This window comes from Pantoea sp. B270 (genome assembly GCF_018726825.1).
GTDB lineage: Bacteria > Pseudomonadota > Gammaproteobacteria > Enterobacterales > Enterobacteriaceae > Pantoea > Pantoea dispersa.
This window is the reverse complement of the sequence record NZ_JAHCSX010000001.1, coordinates 2,485,382-2,500,293: the sequence shown is the minus strand read 5'-3', so window position 1 is coordinate 2,500,293 and position 14,912 is coordinate 2,485,382. Positions and strand designations below refer to the sequence as shown.

At 59.3% G+C, this 14,912-nt stretch carries 11 protein-coding genes; 4 read left to right on the top strand and 7 right to left on the bottom strand.

Annotation, left to right across the window (positions count from 1 at the left end):
• The first annotated feature begins 61 nt into the window (after positions 1–61).
• Both glyQ and glyS read left to right on the top strand, forming a co-directional pair.
• Entirely contained in the window at positions 62–973 is a 912-nt protein-coding gene (gene glyQ, locus KOL70_RS11970) for a glycine--tRNA ligase subunit alpha (RefSeq protein ID WP_021506863.1), read from the top strand.
• Between the two features lie 9 nt (positions 974–982).
• Positions 983–3,052 (top strand): glycine--tRNA ligase subunit beta, encoded by a 2,070-nt coding sequence (glyS, locus tag KOL70_RS11965; protein WP_058781907.1) that lies wholly within the window; start codon positions 983–985, stop codon positions 3,050–3,052.
• 50 nt (positions 3,053–3,102) lie between these two features.
• On the opposite strand, the gene selB is transcribed toward glyS, so the two are convergent.
• The 7 genes from selB to fdnG form a co-directional block, all read right to left on the bottom strand.
• The gene (gene selB, locus KOL70_RS11960; protein WP_215480703.1) at positions 3,103–4,956 is read right to left on the bottom strand and encodes a selenocysteine-specific translation elongation factor; all 1,854 of its coding nucleotides are present in this window, start codon (positions 4,954–4,956) and stop codon (positions 3,103–3,105) included.
• Complete coding sequence (gene selA / locus KOL70_RS11955) at positions 4,953–6,332, bottom strand: L-seryl-tRNA(Sec) selenium transferase (protein ID WP_215480702.1); 1,380 nt, start codon at positions 6,330–6,332, stop codon at positions 4,953–4,955. The genes selB and selA overlap by 4 nt, the downstream gene beginning before the upstream one ends.
• Before the next feature lie 8 nt (positions 6,333–6,340).
• Positions 6,341–6,952: a glutathione S-transferase gene (locus KOL70_RS11950; RefSeq protein ID WP_021506859.1), complete on the bottom strand. Its 612-nt coding sequence runs from the start codon at positions 6,950–6,952 to the stop codon at positions 6,341–6,343.
• Positions 6,953–7,067: 115 nt separating this feature from the next.
• Complete coding sequence (gene fdhE / locus KOL70_RS11945; RefSeq protein ID WP_058770768.1) at positions 7,068–7,994, bottom strand: formate dehydrogenase accessory protein FdhE; 927 nt, start codon at positions 7,992–7,994, stop codon at positions 7,068–7,070.
• Positions 7,994–8,635, bottom strand: coding sequence for a formate dehydrogenase cytochrome b556 subunit (gene fdoI / locus KOL70_RS11940; RefSeq protein ID WP_125311334.1), 642 nt, complete (start codon positions 8,633–8,635; stop codon positions 7,994–7,996). The genes fdhE and fdoI overlap by 1 nt, the downstream gene beginning before the upstream one ends.
• Positions 8,635–9,534 (bottom strand): formate dehydrogenase subunit beta, encoded by a 900-nt coding sequence (gene fdxH, locus KOL70_RS11935; protein ID WP_021506856.1) that lies wholly within the window; start codon positions 9,532–9,534, stop codon positions 8,635–8,637. The genes fdoI and fdxH overlap by 1 nt, the downstream gene beginning before the upstream one ends.
• Positions 9,535–9,546: 12 nt before the next feature.
• Positions 9,547–12,594 carry a formate dehydrogenase-N subunit alpha gene (gene fdnG, locus KOL70_RS11930; RefSeq protein ID WP_215480701.1) on the bottom strand — a complete coding sequence of 1,016 codons (3,048 nt, stop codon included), beginning with the start codon at positions 12,592–12,594 and terminating at the stop codon, positions 9,547–9,549.
• Positions 12,595–12,737: 143 nt separating this feature from the next.
• On the opposite strand from fdnG, the gene fdhD reads away from it, so the two are divergent.
• Entirely contained in the window at positions 12,738–13,568 is an 831-nt protein-coding gene (fdhD, locus tag KOL70_RS11925) for a formate dehydrogenase accessory sulfurtransferase FdhD (protein WP_058770769.1), read from the top strand.
• A 205-nt stretch (positions 13,569–13,773) separates the two neighbouring features.
• A complete protein-coding gene (locus KOL70_RS11920) occupies positions 13,774–14,889 on the top strand; it encodes a glycosyltransferase family 9 protein (protein WP_215480700.1) in 1,116 nt (371 codons plus the stop codon).
• Positions 14,890–14,912: the final 23 nt, after the last annotated feature.

The window sequence follows — 14,912 nt, the reverse complement described above, 5'->3', positions numbered from 1 at the left end:
CGGTCAAAGGGTATACTGTCGCACTCTTTTTAAATCCACCCGTATCGCGTGCGAATTCAACATGCAAAAGTTTGATACCAAGACCTTTCAGGGCCTGATCCTGACCTTGCAGGATTACTGGGCGCGTCAGGGCTGCACCATCGTCCAGCCGCTGGACATGGAAGTGGGCGCTGGCACTTCTCACCCTATGACTTGCCTGCGGGCTCTCGGGCCAGAGCCAATGGCGAGCGCCTACGTGCAGCCATCGCGTCGTCCCACCGATGGCCGCTACGGTGAAAACCCGAACCGTTTACAGCACTACTACCAGTTCCAGGTGGTGATTAAGCCGAACCCGGACAACCTTCAGGAGCTGTACCTCGGATCGCTGAAAGAGCTCGGTATCGACCCTGGCGTGCATGACATTCGCTTCGTCGAAGATAACTGGGAAAACCCAACGCTGGGCGCCTGGGGACTCGGCTGGGAAGTGTGGCTGAACGGCATGGAAGTCACGCAGTTCACCTACTTCCAGCAGGTCGGCGGCCTGGAGTGTAAGCCGGTGACCGGCGAGATCACCTACGGTCTGGAGCGCCTGGCGATGTACATCCAGGGCGTGGACAGCGTGTACGATCTCACCTGGAGCGACGGCGCGTTCGGCAAAACCACCTACGGTGACGTGTTCCACCAGAACGAAGTGGAGCAGTCGACCTACAACTTTGAGTACGCCGACGTCGATTTCCTGTTCAGCTGCTTCGAGCAGTATGAAAAAGAGGCACAGCAGCTGCTGGCGCTGGAAAAACCGCTGCCGCTGCCGGCCTATGAGCGCATTCTCAAAGCCGCGCACAGCTTCAACCTGCTTGATGCGCGCAAGGCGATCTCGGTCACCGAGCGCCAGCGCTATATCCTGCGTATCCGCACCCTGACGAAAGCCGTGGCGGAAGCCTATTATGCCTCCCGCGAGGCGCTCGGCTTCCCTATGTGCAACCGTAATAAGTAAGAGGCAGCCATGACCGATAAAACTTTCCTGGTGGAAATTGGCACCGAAGAGTTGCCTCCGAAAGCCCTGCGCAGCCTGGCAGAAGCCTTTGCTGCGCACTTTACCGCTGAGCTCGACAGCGCCGGTCTGGCGCATGGCGACGTCAGCTGGTTTGCGGCACCGCGTCGTCTGGCGCTGAAGGTGGCACAGCTGGCGGCCGCGCAGCCCGATCGCGAAGTAGAAAAGCGCGGCCCGGCCGTCGCTGCGGCGTTTGATGCCGAAGGCAAGCCGACTAAAGCGGCAGAAGGCTGGGCACGTGGCAACGGCATCACCGTAGAGCAGGCTGAGCGTCTCAGCACTGACAAAGGCGAGTGGCTGGTGCATCGTGCTGCGGTAAAAGGCGAAAGCGCGCAGGCGCTGCTGCCGGCGATGGTCGCGACCGCGCTGAGCAAGCTGCCGATTCCAAAATTGATGCGCTGGGGTGCCAGCGACGTGCAGTTCGTGCGTCCGGTGCACACCGTGACGCTGCTGCTGGGTGATGAGCTGATTCCGGCCACCATCCTCGGTATTCAGTCCGATCGCGTTATTCGCGGCCACCGCTTCATGGGCGAGCCGGAGTTGACGCTGGATAATGCCGATCAATATCCGCAGCTGCTGCAGGAGCGCGGTAAAGTGATCGCCGATTACGCCACGCGTAAAGCCAAAATCAAAGCCGATGCCGAAGCCGCCGCGCAGCAGCTGGGCGGTAAAGCCGACCTGAGCGACAGCCTGCTGGAAGAGGTGGCTTCGCTGGTGGAGTGGCCGGTGGTGCTGACGGCGAAGTTTGAAGAGAAGTTCCTCGCGGTACCGGCTGAAGCGCTGGTGTACACCATGAAAGGGGATCAGAAATACTTCCCGGTTTACGCCGAAGACGGCCAGCTGCTGCCAAACTTCATCTTCGTCACTAACATTGAATCGCGCGATCCGCAGCAGATCATTGCCGGTAATGAAAAAGTGGTGCGTCCGCGTCTGGCCGATGCCGAGTTCTTCTTCAACACCGACCGTAAAAAGCGTCTGGAAGATAACCTGCCGCGTCTGGAAACCGTGCTGTTCCAGAAAGAGCTGGGTACGCTGCGTGACAAAACCGACCGTATTCAGGCGCTGGCTGGCTGGATTGCCGCGCAGATTGGCGCTGATGTCAATCACGCCACGCGCGCTGGCCTGCTGTCGAAGTGCGACCTGATGACCAATATGGTGTTCGAGTTCACCGACACCCAGGGTGTGATGGGCATGCACTACGCGCGCCACGATGGTGAAGCGGAAGATGTGGCAGTTGCACTTAACGAGCAGTACCAGCCGCGTTTCGCCGGTGACGATCTGCCGTCCAGCCCGGTGGCCTGCGCCGTGGCGATTGCCGATAAAATGGATACCCTGGCCGGTATCTTCGGCATCGGACAGCATCCGAAAGGCGATAAAGACCCGTTTGCGCTGCGTCGTGCCGCGCTGGGCGTGCTGCGTATCATCGTTGAGAAGAACCTGCCGCTCGATCTGCAAACCCTGACGGAAGAAGCGGTGCGCCTGTACGGCAGCAAGCTGAGCAACGCCAACGTGGTTGATGATGTCATCGACTTCATGCTGGGCCGTTTCCGCGCCTGGTATCAGGAAGAGGGCCACAGCGTTGACACCATTCAGGCGGTGCTGGCGCGTCGTCCAACCCGTCCGGCCGATTTCGATGCACGTATGAAGGCGGTTTCGCACTTCCGTACGCTGGAAGCGGCTTCGGCGCTGGCGGCGGCTAACAAGCGCGTGTCGAATATCCTGGCGAAAGCCACCGAAACCCTGAACGACAGCGTGCAGGCATCCCTGCTGAAAGAGAACGCTGAAATTCAGCTGGCGACCTTTGTCACCGCGCTGGGCGACAAACTGCAGCCGTACTTTGCGGAAGGCCGCTATCAGGATGCCCTGGTGGAGCTGGCGCAGCTGCGCGAAGCGGTGGATAACTTCTTCGACAACGTCATGGTGAATGCCGATGACGAAGCGGTGCGTATCAATCGCCTGACGCTGCTGGCGCAACTGCGCGAGCTGTTCCTGCAGGTGGCGGACATTTCGCTGCTGCAGTAAGCGATGGGCAGAAGTGAACTGAAGGGACGAGCAATCGTCCTTTTTTTGTTTCAGGCGGCAGAAGGGGTGAACAGGCGCGCGTCGCGCAGCAGGTGATCGTTACCGCGACGGCGGGTAAAGCCGCTGCGGTCAAAGAACTCCAGAATCTGCACCGCGACTTTGCGGCCGGTACCCAGCTGGTTGCGGAAGTCGGCGGCGCTGGTGCTGCCTCCGGCGGCTGCGCGCTGACGAATCAGATCGGCGAAGATCTGGATCTGCGCGCTGCGGTAGTAGCGATCGCGCACGATCGCCGTGATATGGCCGAGACGCGCCGCGGTGAGCAATAAACCGCGAATCTGCGCTTCATCCTGCTGCAGCGCATCGGCAATGTCGCGCACCCACAGCGGCTGGTCGCTGAACAGCGGCTCGACCTGCTGCCACAGCGTGGCTTCCTGTGGATTAAAGCGCGGCGCGAAGTCGGGCAGGTGCAGCCAGCCCTGTTTCTGCCGCAACTCGCCTTGTGCCAGCATCTGGTCGATTAATCCCGGCACCAGCGGTACCGGCGCATGCGGCAGCGCCACACGGCGCAGGCGATCGTGGCCGATGCCCGGCAGCTCCGGATGCTGCTGGTGGAAGGCGCTCAGCGCTTCCCGTAAACGCTGCTGCCAGGCGCTGGCCATGGTGTCGCTCATCAGGCTGGTCCCCAGCCGTACCGGATTCAGCGGCAGCAGCAGCGCGTCCAGCGCCGGCGCAGTGAGCTGACGCGCCCAGCCGAGCTCGTCATACGCGGCCGGTTGATACGCCAGATGCGCCTGCAGGCTGGCGCTGTCATCGCGCGCCGCGGCCAGCTGCTGTAGCCACTGCAGATAGTCCGGCTGGCGTTTACCGCGCTTTTTGCTGTCGCACAGCAGTACGCGTCCGCCGCCCAGCGTGTGCTGCGCATTGCTGTCGCGGATAATTATCCGATCGTTTTCCGCCAGCCACAGCGGCTGGCTGAGCACCAGTTCAGCCACATCGTCCGTGAGCTGCGTTAAGCGGCCGGTGACGTGGCTGGCCGCGTGATGCAGATGCACCGGCTGTGAGGCCGTTTTCAGCGGTTGCAGCAGGCGCAGTGCAACGATCAGCCGCTGCGTGCCGGCGGGACGTGGCTGCGCCAGCAGCCAGTCGCCGCGCGTAATCTGTGCCTTCTCCACGTCACCGACGATATTCAGCGCGATGCGCTCGCCCGCCTGGGCGCGCGTCACTGGCTGGTTCTGCGCATGCAGCGCCCGCACGCGCAGCGGCAGGTTCAGGCTGCTGAGCCACAGCGTGTCGCCCACCCTGACTTCACCGCTCAGCGCGGTGCCGGTGACCACCAGCCCGGTGCCTTTCAGCGTGAAAGCGCGGTCGATGGCGAGGCGGAAACGGCGGCCAGGCTCAAACGCCGGTGCGTTCAGGCTGCTGAGGTGCTGGCGCAGCGTTTCAATGCCCTGCAGCGTATGGCTGCTGGTAACAAACTGCGCTGCCGCTGGCCAGCCGAGTTGCTGCGTGAGCTGCGCGACCTGCTGCTGCACCTCTGCGATGCGTGCGGCGTCGACGCGGTCGGCTTTAGTGAGCGCCACGCTCAGCGGCGGCTGTCCGGCGAGGCTCAGCAGCTGTAAATGCTCACGCGTCTGCGGCATCACGCCATCGTCACAGGCCACCACCAGCAGCGCATGATGAATGCCGCCGATGCCGGCCAGCATGTTGGCGAGAAATTTTTCATGGCCAGGCACATCAATGAAGCCCAGCGTGCGGCCATCGGGCTGCGGCCAGTAGGCATAACCGAGATCGATGGTCATGCCGCGCCGTTTCTCTTCCGGCAGGCGATCGGCATCAACACCGGTCAGGGCCTGCAACAGCGCGGTTTTACCGTGATCGACATGTCCGGCCGTGGCAATAATCATGGTACTAAGGTCCGTATCAGGGCGGCTTCGTCATCAAGGCAGCGTAAATCCAGCCACAGTTTGCCCTCCTGCAGACGACCAATCACCGGGCGTGCCAGCTGGCGCCAGCGCTGCGCCAGGGCGTTGAGCTGGCTGCCGTGACCGTCGCGTGGCGTGAAGGTGATAGCAAAGCTGGGCAGACGTTCGACCGGCAGCGAACCGCTGCCAATTTGCGAGGAACAGGCGGCGATCGCCAGCGAAAAATCGGCGCTGAAGGCGTGCTCCAGCGCCGGCATCAGACGTTCGGCCTGTTGCAGAATATCGTGCGCGCTACGCGTCAGCAGGCGCAGTGTCGGCAGCGTCTCATGCAGGGTTTCCGGCTGACGGTAGAGCTGCAGCGTCGCTTCCAGCGCCGCCAGCGTCATTTTATCGACGCGCAGTGCGCGCTTCAGCGGATGCTGTTGCAGCTGGTCAATCAGCGCTTTTTTGCCGACGATAATCCCGGCCTGCGGGCCACCCAGTAGTTTGTCACCGGAGAAACTCACCAGACTCACGCCAGCCGCAATCAGCTGCTGCGGCATCGGTTCAGGTGGCAATCCGTACGCCGTCATATCCACCAGCGAACCGCTGCCGAGATCGCTGATCACCGGCAGGCCGTGCGCGTCGCCTAACTGCACCAGCTCGGCTTCAGACACGGCATGGGTAAAGCCCTGAATCTGGTAATTACTGGTATGTACCTTCATCAGCAGGCCGCTGTCCTCGCCGATGGCGCCGCGATAATCCTTCATATGGGTGCGATTGGTGGTGCCGACCTCCACCAATCGGCAGCCCGCCTGGCGCATCACGTCAGGGATACGGAATGCGCCGCCGATCTCCACCAGTTCGCCGCGCGACATAATCACGTCGCGGCCCGCTGCCAGGCTGGCCAGCATCAGCAGCACCGCCGCGGCGTTGTTATTGACGATACAGGCAGCTTCGGCGCCGGTTAGCTCGCACAGCAGTGCGCTGACTGCGCGATCGCGATGGCCGCGCGCCGCGTCGTCCAGCGCATACTCCAGCGTTACCGGCTGGCGCAAACAGGCGCTGACCGCCGCGATTGCGCGATCGCTGAGCTGCGCGCGCCCGAGATTGGTGTGCAGCACGGTGCCGGTCAGGTTAAACACCGGGTGCAGCGCGCTTTGCTGCTGCTGCTGCGCGCGGCGCAGCGCTTCATCCGGCCAGCTGGCGTGCCAGTGTGGTAACGATTGATGTTGCTGAATGTGGTCGCGCGCCTCCTGCTGCATGCCGCGCAGCTGACGCGTGATAAAGGCGGTACCGGATTGTGCCAGCAGCGGCTGCAGCGCCGGATCGCGCAGCAGGCTGTCGATGGCAGGGAGCTGACTGTAGAGGGCTTTCATCACATCACTTAGTGGGTGGGCGGAACCGTACGGGCAAAGCTTTCCCGCTCGAACAGCGTTTCTGCCAGTTTAACCAGCGCCGGGCGATTGACGCACCAGTTGGGCAGCACGCGGCGAAAATTGAGATAGCCCAGGGTGCAGCCGGTGGCGATATCGGCGAGGTTGAGCGTGCCGCTGTTGAGCAACTCGCCCTGCGCGGCGGCGGTTTCCAGCGCGTCGAGGCCGCGCGCGATTTTCTCGCGATTACGCAGCAGCACCTCTTCCGATTGCCGATCGCCGGGACGCATCTGTTCGCGCACGATCATCACCGCCGCATCATTGATGCCGTCGGCCAGCTTCTCCAGCTGGCGGATCTGCAGGGCGCGCAGTGCGTCGTCGGGCAGCAGGGCAGGGGCATCGCCACGCAGTTCAATCACCTGAGCAATGATCGAGGAGTCAAACCAGGTCAGCTGCTGGTCATCAATGAAGGCCGGCACTTTACCCAGCGGATTGTACTGCGGGACGTGGCTGTCAGGCTCCCACGGAGAGTGGTTGACGAATTCAAACACCAGGCCCTTTTCCAGCAGGATCACTGAGATTTTGCGCACAAACGGGCTGGTATAGCTGCCAATCAGTTTCATCGAAGCCTCCGTGTGAATGATCAATTCAGGCAACAGGGATGACGCAGGTGAATAAACCTGGTCGCCATGAATGGCGACCCTACCATGTCCGGCGTCCAATCATGCGCACGTGGCATCAATCCCCGGGAAACATAAACGGATTCAGGCTGCTGCGCGCGAATCCTTCCTGCTCCATGCGGGCATCCAGCACCAGCGAGGCGAGATCGTCGGCCACCGGTTCCAGCGCCGGATCTTTCTCCTGGTATAGCATCTTCAGATAGGTACCGCAGTCGCCGCAGCTTTCGGCTTTCACGGCGGCCTGCTCGCTGTCCAGCGACCAGTAATGCAGATCGCGCGTTTGCTCGCAGTTCGAGCACTTGCTGCGCACCACGTACCACTCGCTTTCGCACAGATTACAGTGCAGATAACGCAGACCCTGCTGGCCAACGTCCATGTGCACCACGCTGGCGACCGGCACACTGGCGCACACCGGGCAGAACTGACGGTGCTCGCCATATTCGGCCCGCGCTTTGCCGGGGATCATCGCCGCCATCTGCGCCCAGTAAATTGACAGCGCCGCCCAGATGAACGGGGCTTTATCACTGCTGACCTGGGCGAATTCGCCCTCCAGCAGCGCGCTGGCAAGGGTTTCCAGCTCGGTGGACGAGGCCTTCTCCAGATTCTCCAGCACCGCCAGCGCCTGGCCGCTCATCTCTGGCTTCAGCTCGGCGATCAGCGAATGCAGCAGCCGCTGCCAGTGCACATCGCGCGGGTAAGTGTGGATATCCAGCGGCGGTTTGCCCTGCTGCGCGCTCTCTGCCAGCCGCTGATGCAGATCGATCTGCAGCGGATGGTCATACAGCACGATTTCCTGGGCCTGCGCGATCACCGCGGCAAAACGCAGGTAGTCGCCCAGCGGATTTTTCGCCGCCAGATCACGCAACCGCGCCGCACGGCGGCTGTAGAGATTTTTCAGCCGGGGGAAAAGTAACGGCGGAACTTGCTCCGCCGTGTTCTTTTCGCTCTTCTCCAGCTGCTCCTGCGGGATGATGCGAATACTCATCAGGGACGTTTTTCCTGTTGTGTTTGGCGTTGGCGCTGCTCGCGATACCAGCGTGGGTGATGTTTCTTCGCCCACGCGGCCGGTACCCAGCCCTCAACCATGGCGGTAATGGTGCCTTTCACCCACAGGGCGGCATAAATATGCACCATAATCGTCATGATCAGTGCCACAGCCGAGACCGAATGCACCACCAGCGCGGCGCGAATCAGCGGAATGGTGAAGTACCCGGCGAACCAGGGGCGCCAGATGACAATTCCGCTCGCCAGCAGCAAGACTAAGCTGATGATAGCAGCCCAGAACACACACTTCTGCCCGAAGTTGTATTTCCCGGTATCGCCCACCTCTTCATTACGCACGATTTTGCGGATATTTTTCGCCCATACCAGATCTTCGCGCTGGATAAGATTGTGCTTCCAGTAGCGTAAGAACATGATAATAAAGGCTGCAAACATCACCACGCCGACGAAGGGGTGCAGGATACGCGCCAGCTGTGGCGTGCCGAGCACGTGCATCAGCCAGTTAAACGACGGGAAAAAGAAACCCAGTCCGCTGAGCGCGGCAAACACAAAACAGAACGCGACAATCCAGTGATTGATGCGTTCCGGCGCGCTGTAGCGCACCAGACGATCGCGCTTTTTCATTACTCGCGCTCCTCTTTTTCATGCAGGTTTTCGTCGTCGTCCTCTTCCACCCGGTTCGGACCGACACCAACGTAGTGGAACACCGCGGCGGCGAAGGTGGCGGCAAAGCCGATAGCAGCCAGCGGTTTCCAGACGCCTTTCCAGAAGGTGACCGCCGGGCTGATGCTCGGGTTAGCCGGCAGGCCGTGATACAGCTGCGGTTTATCGGCGTGGTGCAGCACGTACATGACGTGCGTGCCGCCGACGCCAGCCGGATCGTACAGCCCGGCGTTGGCATAGCCGCGCGTGTTCAGCTCGGCGACGCGATCGGCAGCCAGCTGCTGCATATCGCTTTTGCTGCCGAAGTGAATCGCCCCGGTCGGACAGGTTTTCACGCACGCCGGTTCCTGACCGACGTTAACGCGATCGACGCACAGCGTGCACTTATACACGCGGTTGTCGTCTTTATTCAGCCGCGGCACGTCAAACGGACAGCCGGCGATGCAGTAGCCGCAGCCAATGCACTGTTCCGACTGAAAATCGACGATCCCGTTCGCGTACTGAATAATCGCGCCTTCCGACGGGCAGGCTTTCAGACAGCCGGGGTCGGCACAGTGCATGCAGCCATCCTTGCGGATCAGCCACTCCAGCTTGCCGTTCTCCTCGACTTCCGAGAAACGCATCACCGTCCAGGATTTGGCGGTCAAATCCGCCGGGTTGTCATACACCCCGACGTTATGACCGACCTCGTCGCGGATGTCGTTCCACTCTGAACACGCGACCTGACACGCCTTACAGCCGATGCAGGTGGTGACGTCGATCAGTTTCGCCACTTCCTGCTGATGGTCACGCGCCTGCGGGGCAGGCGTGAAACCATTGGTGGCGGAGCGGCGGATAATGTCTTGCGATTGATAAGCCATCTTCGTTCTCCGTTACACCTTCTCGACGTTAACCAGGAACGCCTTAAACTCCGGCGTTTGCGTGTTGGCGTCACCGACAAACGGCGTCAGGGTATTGGCGATAAAGCCTTTTTTCGCCACGCCCTGATAGCCCCAGTGAATCGGGATGCCAATGGTATCGACAGTTTTGCCATCGACGTTGAGCGGACGCAGGCGCTTGGTGACCACCGCTTTGGCTTTGATATAGCCGCGGTTGGAACTCACCTTCACCGTATCGCCCTGAGCGATGCCGAGCTTGTTTGCCAGCTTCTCGCCAATCTCCACAAACTGTTCCGGCTGCGCGATGGCGTTGAGCAACGCGTGTTTGGTCCAGTAGTGGAAATGCTCGGTCAGACGATACGTGGTGCCGACATACGGGAACTGCTCCGCTTTGCCCATCGCCGCCAGATCGTCTTTGAACACGCGCGCGGCCGGGTTGGAGACCACGTCAGGATGCAGCGGGTTGGTGCCGAGCGGCGTTTCAAACGGCTCGTAGTGCTCCGGGAACGGTCCTTCTGCCATTTTGTCGATGGCGAACAGGCGGCCCATGCCTTCCGGCTGCATGATAAACGGCCCGACGTTACTGCCCGGCGCGGCCGTGCTGTAGTCCGGAATATCCATACCGCCCCACTTGCTGCCATCCCATTTGAGGATCTGGCGTTTCGGATCCCACGGGTTGCCCTGCGGGTCGGCGGAGGCGCGGTTATACAGGATGCGGCGGTTCAGCGGCCACGCCCAGCTCCAGTTCAGCGTATTGCCCAGCCCGCTCGGGTCGGTGTTATCGCGGCGCGCCATCTGGTTACCATCCGGCGTCCAGCTACCGGCGAAAATCCAGCAGCCGCTGCTGGTGCTGCCGTCATCTTTCAGATGGGCAAAGGTGCTGAGCTGCTGGCCTTTTTTCACCAGCAGCGTGCCTTTGTCATCGTAGATGTCCGCCAGCGCTTTGCCGTTGCTCTCCATCGCCACCTCTTCCGAGGCCGGATTGTCGGGCGTCAGGTAGTTCCAGGTCATGTTCAGTACCGGCTCTGGCTGTGCACCGCCTTCGCGCGCATACATCTCACGCAGGCGCAGATAGATACCGGAGAGAATTTCACCGTCGTTGAGCGCTTCGCCCGGCGCATCCTGACCTTTCCAGTGCCACTGCAGCCAGCGGCCGGAGTTGACGATTGAGCCGTTCTCCTCGGCAAAGCAGGTTGACGGCAGACGGAATACTTCGGTCTGAATCTGCGCCGGATCGACATCGTTAAACTCGCCGTGGTTTTGCCAGAAGGTCGAGGTTTCGGTGTTGAGCGGGTCGATGGTGACGAGGAACTTCAGCTTCGACAGCGAATCAATCACTTTGCGCTTGTTCGGGAACGACGCCACCGGGTTAAAGCCCTGGCACAGATAGCCGTTGACCTTGCCCTGCGACATCATCTCAAAGTACTGCAGCACGTCGTAGCCTTTGTCCCACTTCGGCAGCCAGTCAAAGCCCCAGCTGTTCTCCGCCTGCGCTTTATCGCCAAAGAAGGCTTTCATCATGCTGACGAAGAATTTCGAGTAGTTGCCCCAGTAATTCACCTGGCCCGGCAGCGTCGGCTTCGGCGTGTTTGCCGCCAGATAGCTGGTGAGATCGGTCTGTTTTTCCGACGGCAGCGTCATATAGCCCGGCAGGCTTTGCGACAGCAGGCCGAGATCGGTCAGACCCTGAATATTGGAGTGTCCGCGCAGCGCATTGACGCCGCCGCCGGCCATCCCCATATTGCCCAGCAGCAGCTGGATCATCGCCATGGTGCGGATGTTCTGCGCCCCGACGGAGTGCTGTGTCCAGCCCAGCGCATACAGGAACGAGGTGGTGCGGTCGCGCGCGCTGGTTTCACCAATCAGCTCACAGACGTGCAGGAAATCCGCTTTTGGCGTGCCGCAGATGCGCTCGACCATTTCCGGCGTATAACGGCTGACGTGCTGCTTCAGCAGATTCCATACGCAACGCGGATGGCTCAGGCTGTCATCGCGTTTGGCAAAGCCGTCGTCGCCCAGCTCGTAGTTCCAGCTGGTTTTGTCATATTTGCGATTGGCTTCGTCGTAGCCGCTGAACAGGCCATCGTCGAAATGGTAATCCTCCCGCACAATCAGGCTGGCATTGGTATATGCCTGCACATATTCATGCTGGATTTTGTCATTCTGCAGCAGCCACAGCAGCACACCCGACAGGAAGGCTATGTCGGTGCCGGGGCGGATAGGCGTGTAAAAGTCTGCCACCGATGCCGTGCGGGTGAAGCGCGGATCGATAACAATCAGTTTGGCTTTGTTGTGAATTTTGGCTTCCATCGCCCAGCGGAAACCGACCGGATGCGCCTCAGCAGCGTTTCCGCCCATCACCACAACCAGATTGGCATTACGGATGTCGACCCAGTGGTTGGTCATCGCACCGCGACCAAATGTTGGAGCAAGACTTGCTACCGTTGGTCCGTGTCAGACGCGTGCCTGGTTGTCGACCGCCAGCATACCGAGCGATCGGGTAAATTTTTGCGTTAAGTAGCCGGTTTCGTTGCTGGAGGCCGAAGCGCACAGCATGCCGGTGGAGAGCCAGCGGTTTACCGTCACGCCGGCGGCGTTCTGCGCGATAAAGTTGGCGTCGCGATCGGCTTTCATCAGCTGCGCGATGCGCGTAAAGGCGTCATCCCAGCTGATGCGCTGCCATTTGTCGGAGCCTGGCGCACGGTATTCCGGATATTTCAGACGGCTGTCGCTGTGGACAAAATCAAGCAGGCCCGCGCCTTTCGGACAAAGCGCGCCGCGGCTCACCGGATGGTCCGGATCCCCTTCGATGTGGAAAATGGTCTCTTTGGCGTTTTTCGCGCCATCGCCGAGGCTGTACATTAACAGGCCACAGCCGACTGAGCAGTAAGTGCAGGTATTACGGGTTTCGCGGGCACGCAGCAACTTATACTGCCGTGTTTCCGCCAGCGCGGCTTCCGGCGTAAAGCCGAGCAGGGCTGCCGTGGTTCCTGCCATACCGCCAGCGCAGATCTTGAAGAATTTTCTTCGGCTGACGTTCATGGGTAATCCTTGAGTCGACATTGCTGTAATAATTTTTTTGCGCTGGATGGAGCCGGGGTTCAGAATGGCTCCACGCAGGATTGCGTCAAAAGCGACCTGATATTACCACTACTTTAATGTGGTTGTTATGCGAGACGAGAGAAGTGAAAGCGAAACAGCAAAAAAGTAACCAGAATGTGAATGAGATCGCAGGACTGAGCCAGACCACCGTATGGCAGCGCCACGCGATTACTGAAGCGGAAAGCGACTGGCTGGCGCAGGAAGTGCCGGTGGCGCTGGTCTACAACGGTATTTCACACGTGGTGATGATGGCGACGCCGGATAATCTGCAGGCTTTTGCGCTCGGTTTTTCGCTCTCCGAAGGCATTATTGAGCAACCCGGCGAGATCTATGGCATGGATGTGGTGCCGGGCTGCAATGGGTTCGAAGTGCAGATCGAACTCTCCAGCCGGCGTTTTATGGCGCTGAAGGCGCAGCGTCGCGCCATGGCGGGCCGCACCGGTTGCGGCGTATGCGGGGTGGAGCAGCTGGATCAAATCGGCAAGCCGGTGCAGCCGCTGCCGTTTACGCAGACCTTCGATCTGGCCTGCCTTGATAACGGGCTGGCACAGCTGCGCGATTTCCAGCCCATCGGCAATCTGACCGGCTGTACGCACGCCGCCGCGTGGATGTCGCCGCGGGGCGAACTGCAGGGCGGCTGCGAAGACGTGGGTCGCCACGTGGCGCTGGATAAGCTGCTGGGTCAGCGCAGCCAGCAGCACTGGCAGCAGGGTGCGGTGCTGGTTTCCAGCCGCGCCAGCTATGAGATGGTGCAAAAATCTGCCATGTGCGGCGTAGAGATCCTGTTTGCCGTCTCGGCCGCCACCCAGCTGGCGGTTGAGGTGGCCGAGCGCTGTAACCTGACGCTGGTGGGTTTTTCTAAACCGGGACGCGCCACGGTGTACAGCCATCCGCAGCGTCTGATCAACGGTTGATGTGCGATACATGCCGGGAATTTCATCGTTCGCGGCGTGCAGCGTACCGGGAGGTGTCAGGCAATCTTTTATTACGCTACGCTTTTTCTGGTTAGCCTGCTAAATAATATGCATGCAATAGTTTTTAATGTGACCTTCTTTTCGATAGGAATGAAGAAGTTGATGCGCTATCATTAACGTCTCAATCAATAATAATATATTCATTATGGCTTTAATTAAAAAGCTGCGGCAGCTGAATCGCAGGCGTAATTATTTAAAGAAAGAGATTAAATACTCTCTTGATCTTTATTTTGCAGCAAGGAAATGGAAAAAGTCTTCATGCCACAAGCCGAATAGACAGGATATCAAATCCATTCTGCTGGTTCGCAATGAAGGTAAAATCGGCGATGCCATCGTTTCTACGTGTTTTCTCAGAGCGCTGTTTGAAGCCGGGTATCGTGTAGATATTCTGGCGGTAAAGGAGAATGAGAGCCTTTTCCGGCATAACCCGTATATCCACAACATCTATCTCTCGGAGAGTTTCAGTGATTGTCATCAGCGCGATAAATATGACACCGCCATCGGGAGTGAGGTCGTTACCCTCCTGAGAGACAATGCTTACGATTTATTGATCGATACGGCTATCTGGCAAACCGCGCTGTATATGCCCAAAATGATTGCCGATATCAATCCTAAAATGACGCTGGGTTTCAACAAGCCTGGCTGGCTTAAACCCTACGATATCAACATTCAGTTCGATCACCTTAATAACCACGTTAAAAATATCTATCGTGCGGTTCTTGACTATCTTCAGGTTGAGACGGTTGATGGGCTGAATTATGAAATATTTTATCCTGAGCGCATTGATGCCGAAATTCACCAGTCCGGCATGTTTTCCGCTGATGAGCACAATATTTTAATCAATATTTATGCCAGTCATGCCGATCGTGACCTCTCTGAGCAGCAGCTGAATGAGCTAATCGGGGCGATTGTCAGGCACAATGCGGCCACCAATATCGTGGTGCTCGATCACAAAGGCGCGCTGGAACAGGCGTCGCTGCACCCCGCGAAGTTATACCGCGTTCCCTCGCTGTATCACGCTTTCGCTGCGGTTAAGAAAAGTGATTGCGTGATTACTCCCGATACCGCCGTGGTGCATATCTCGGCGGCTTATAACAAAGCCCTGGTTGGCATCTATCAGGACTCACTGAAAAATAATCAGCTGTGGTCGCCTGGCTACAGTAACGGCCATCAGATATTTTCCGATGAGTTTGTTTTTAAAAATGACGGACGGCTGGTTGAGAAAATAAGCCAAAAAATCCACACGCTGGTTCAGCCATAATCGATGAGGTCACTGTGCCGTCA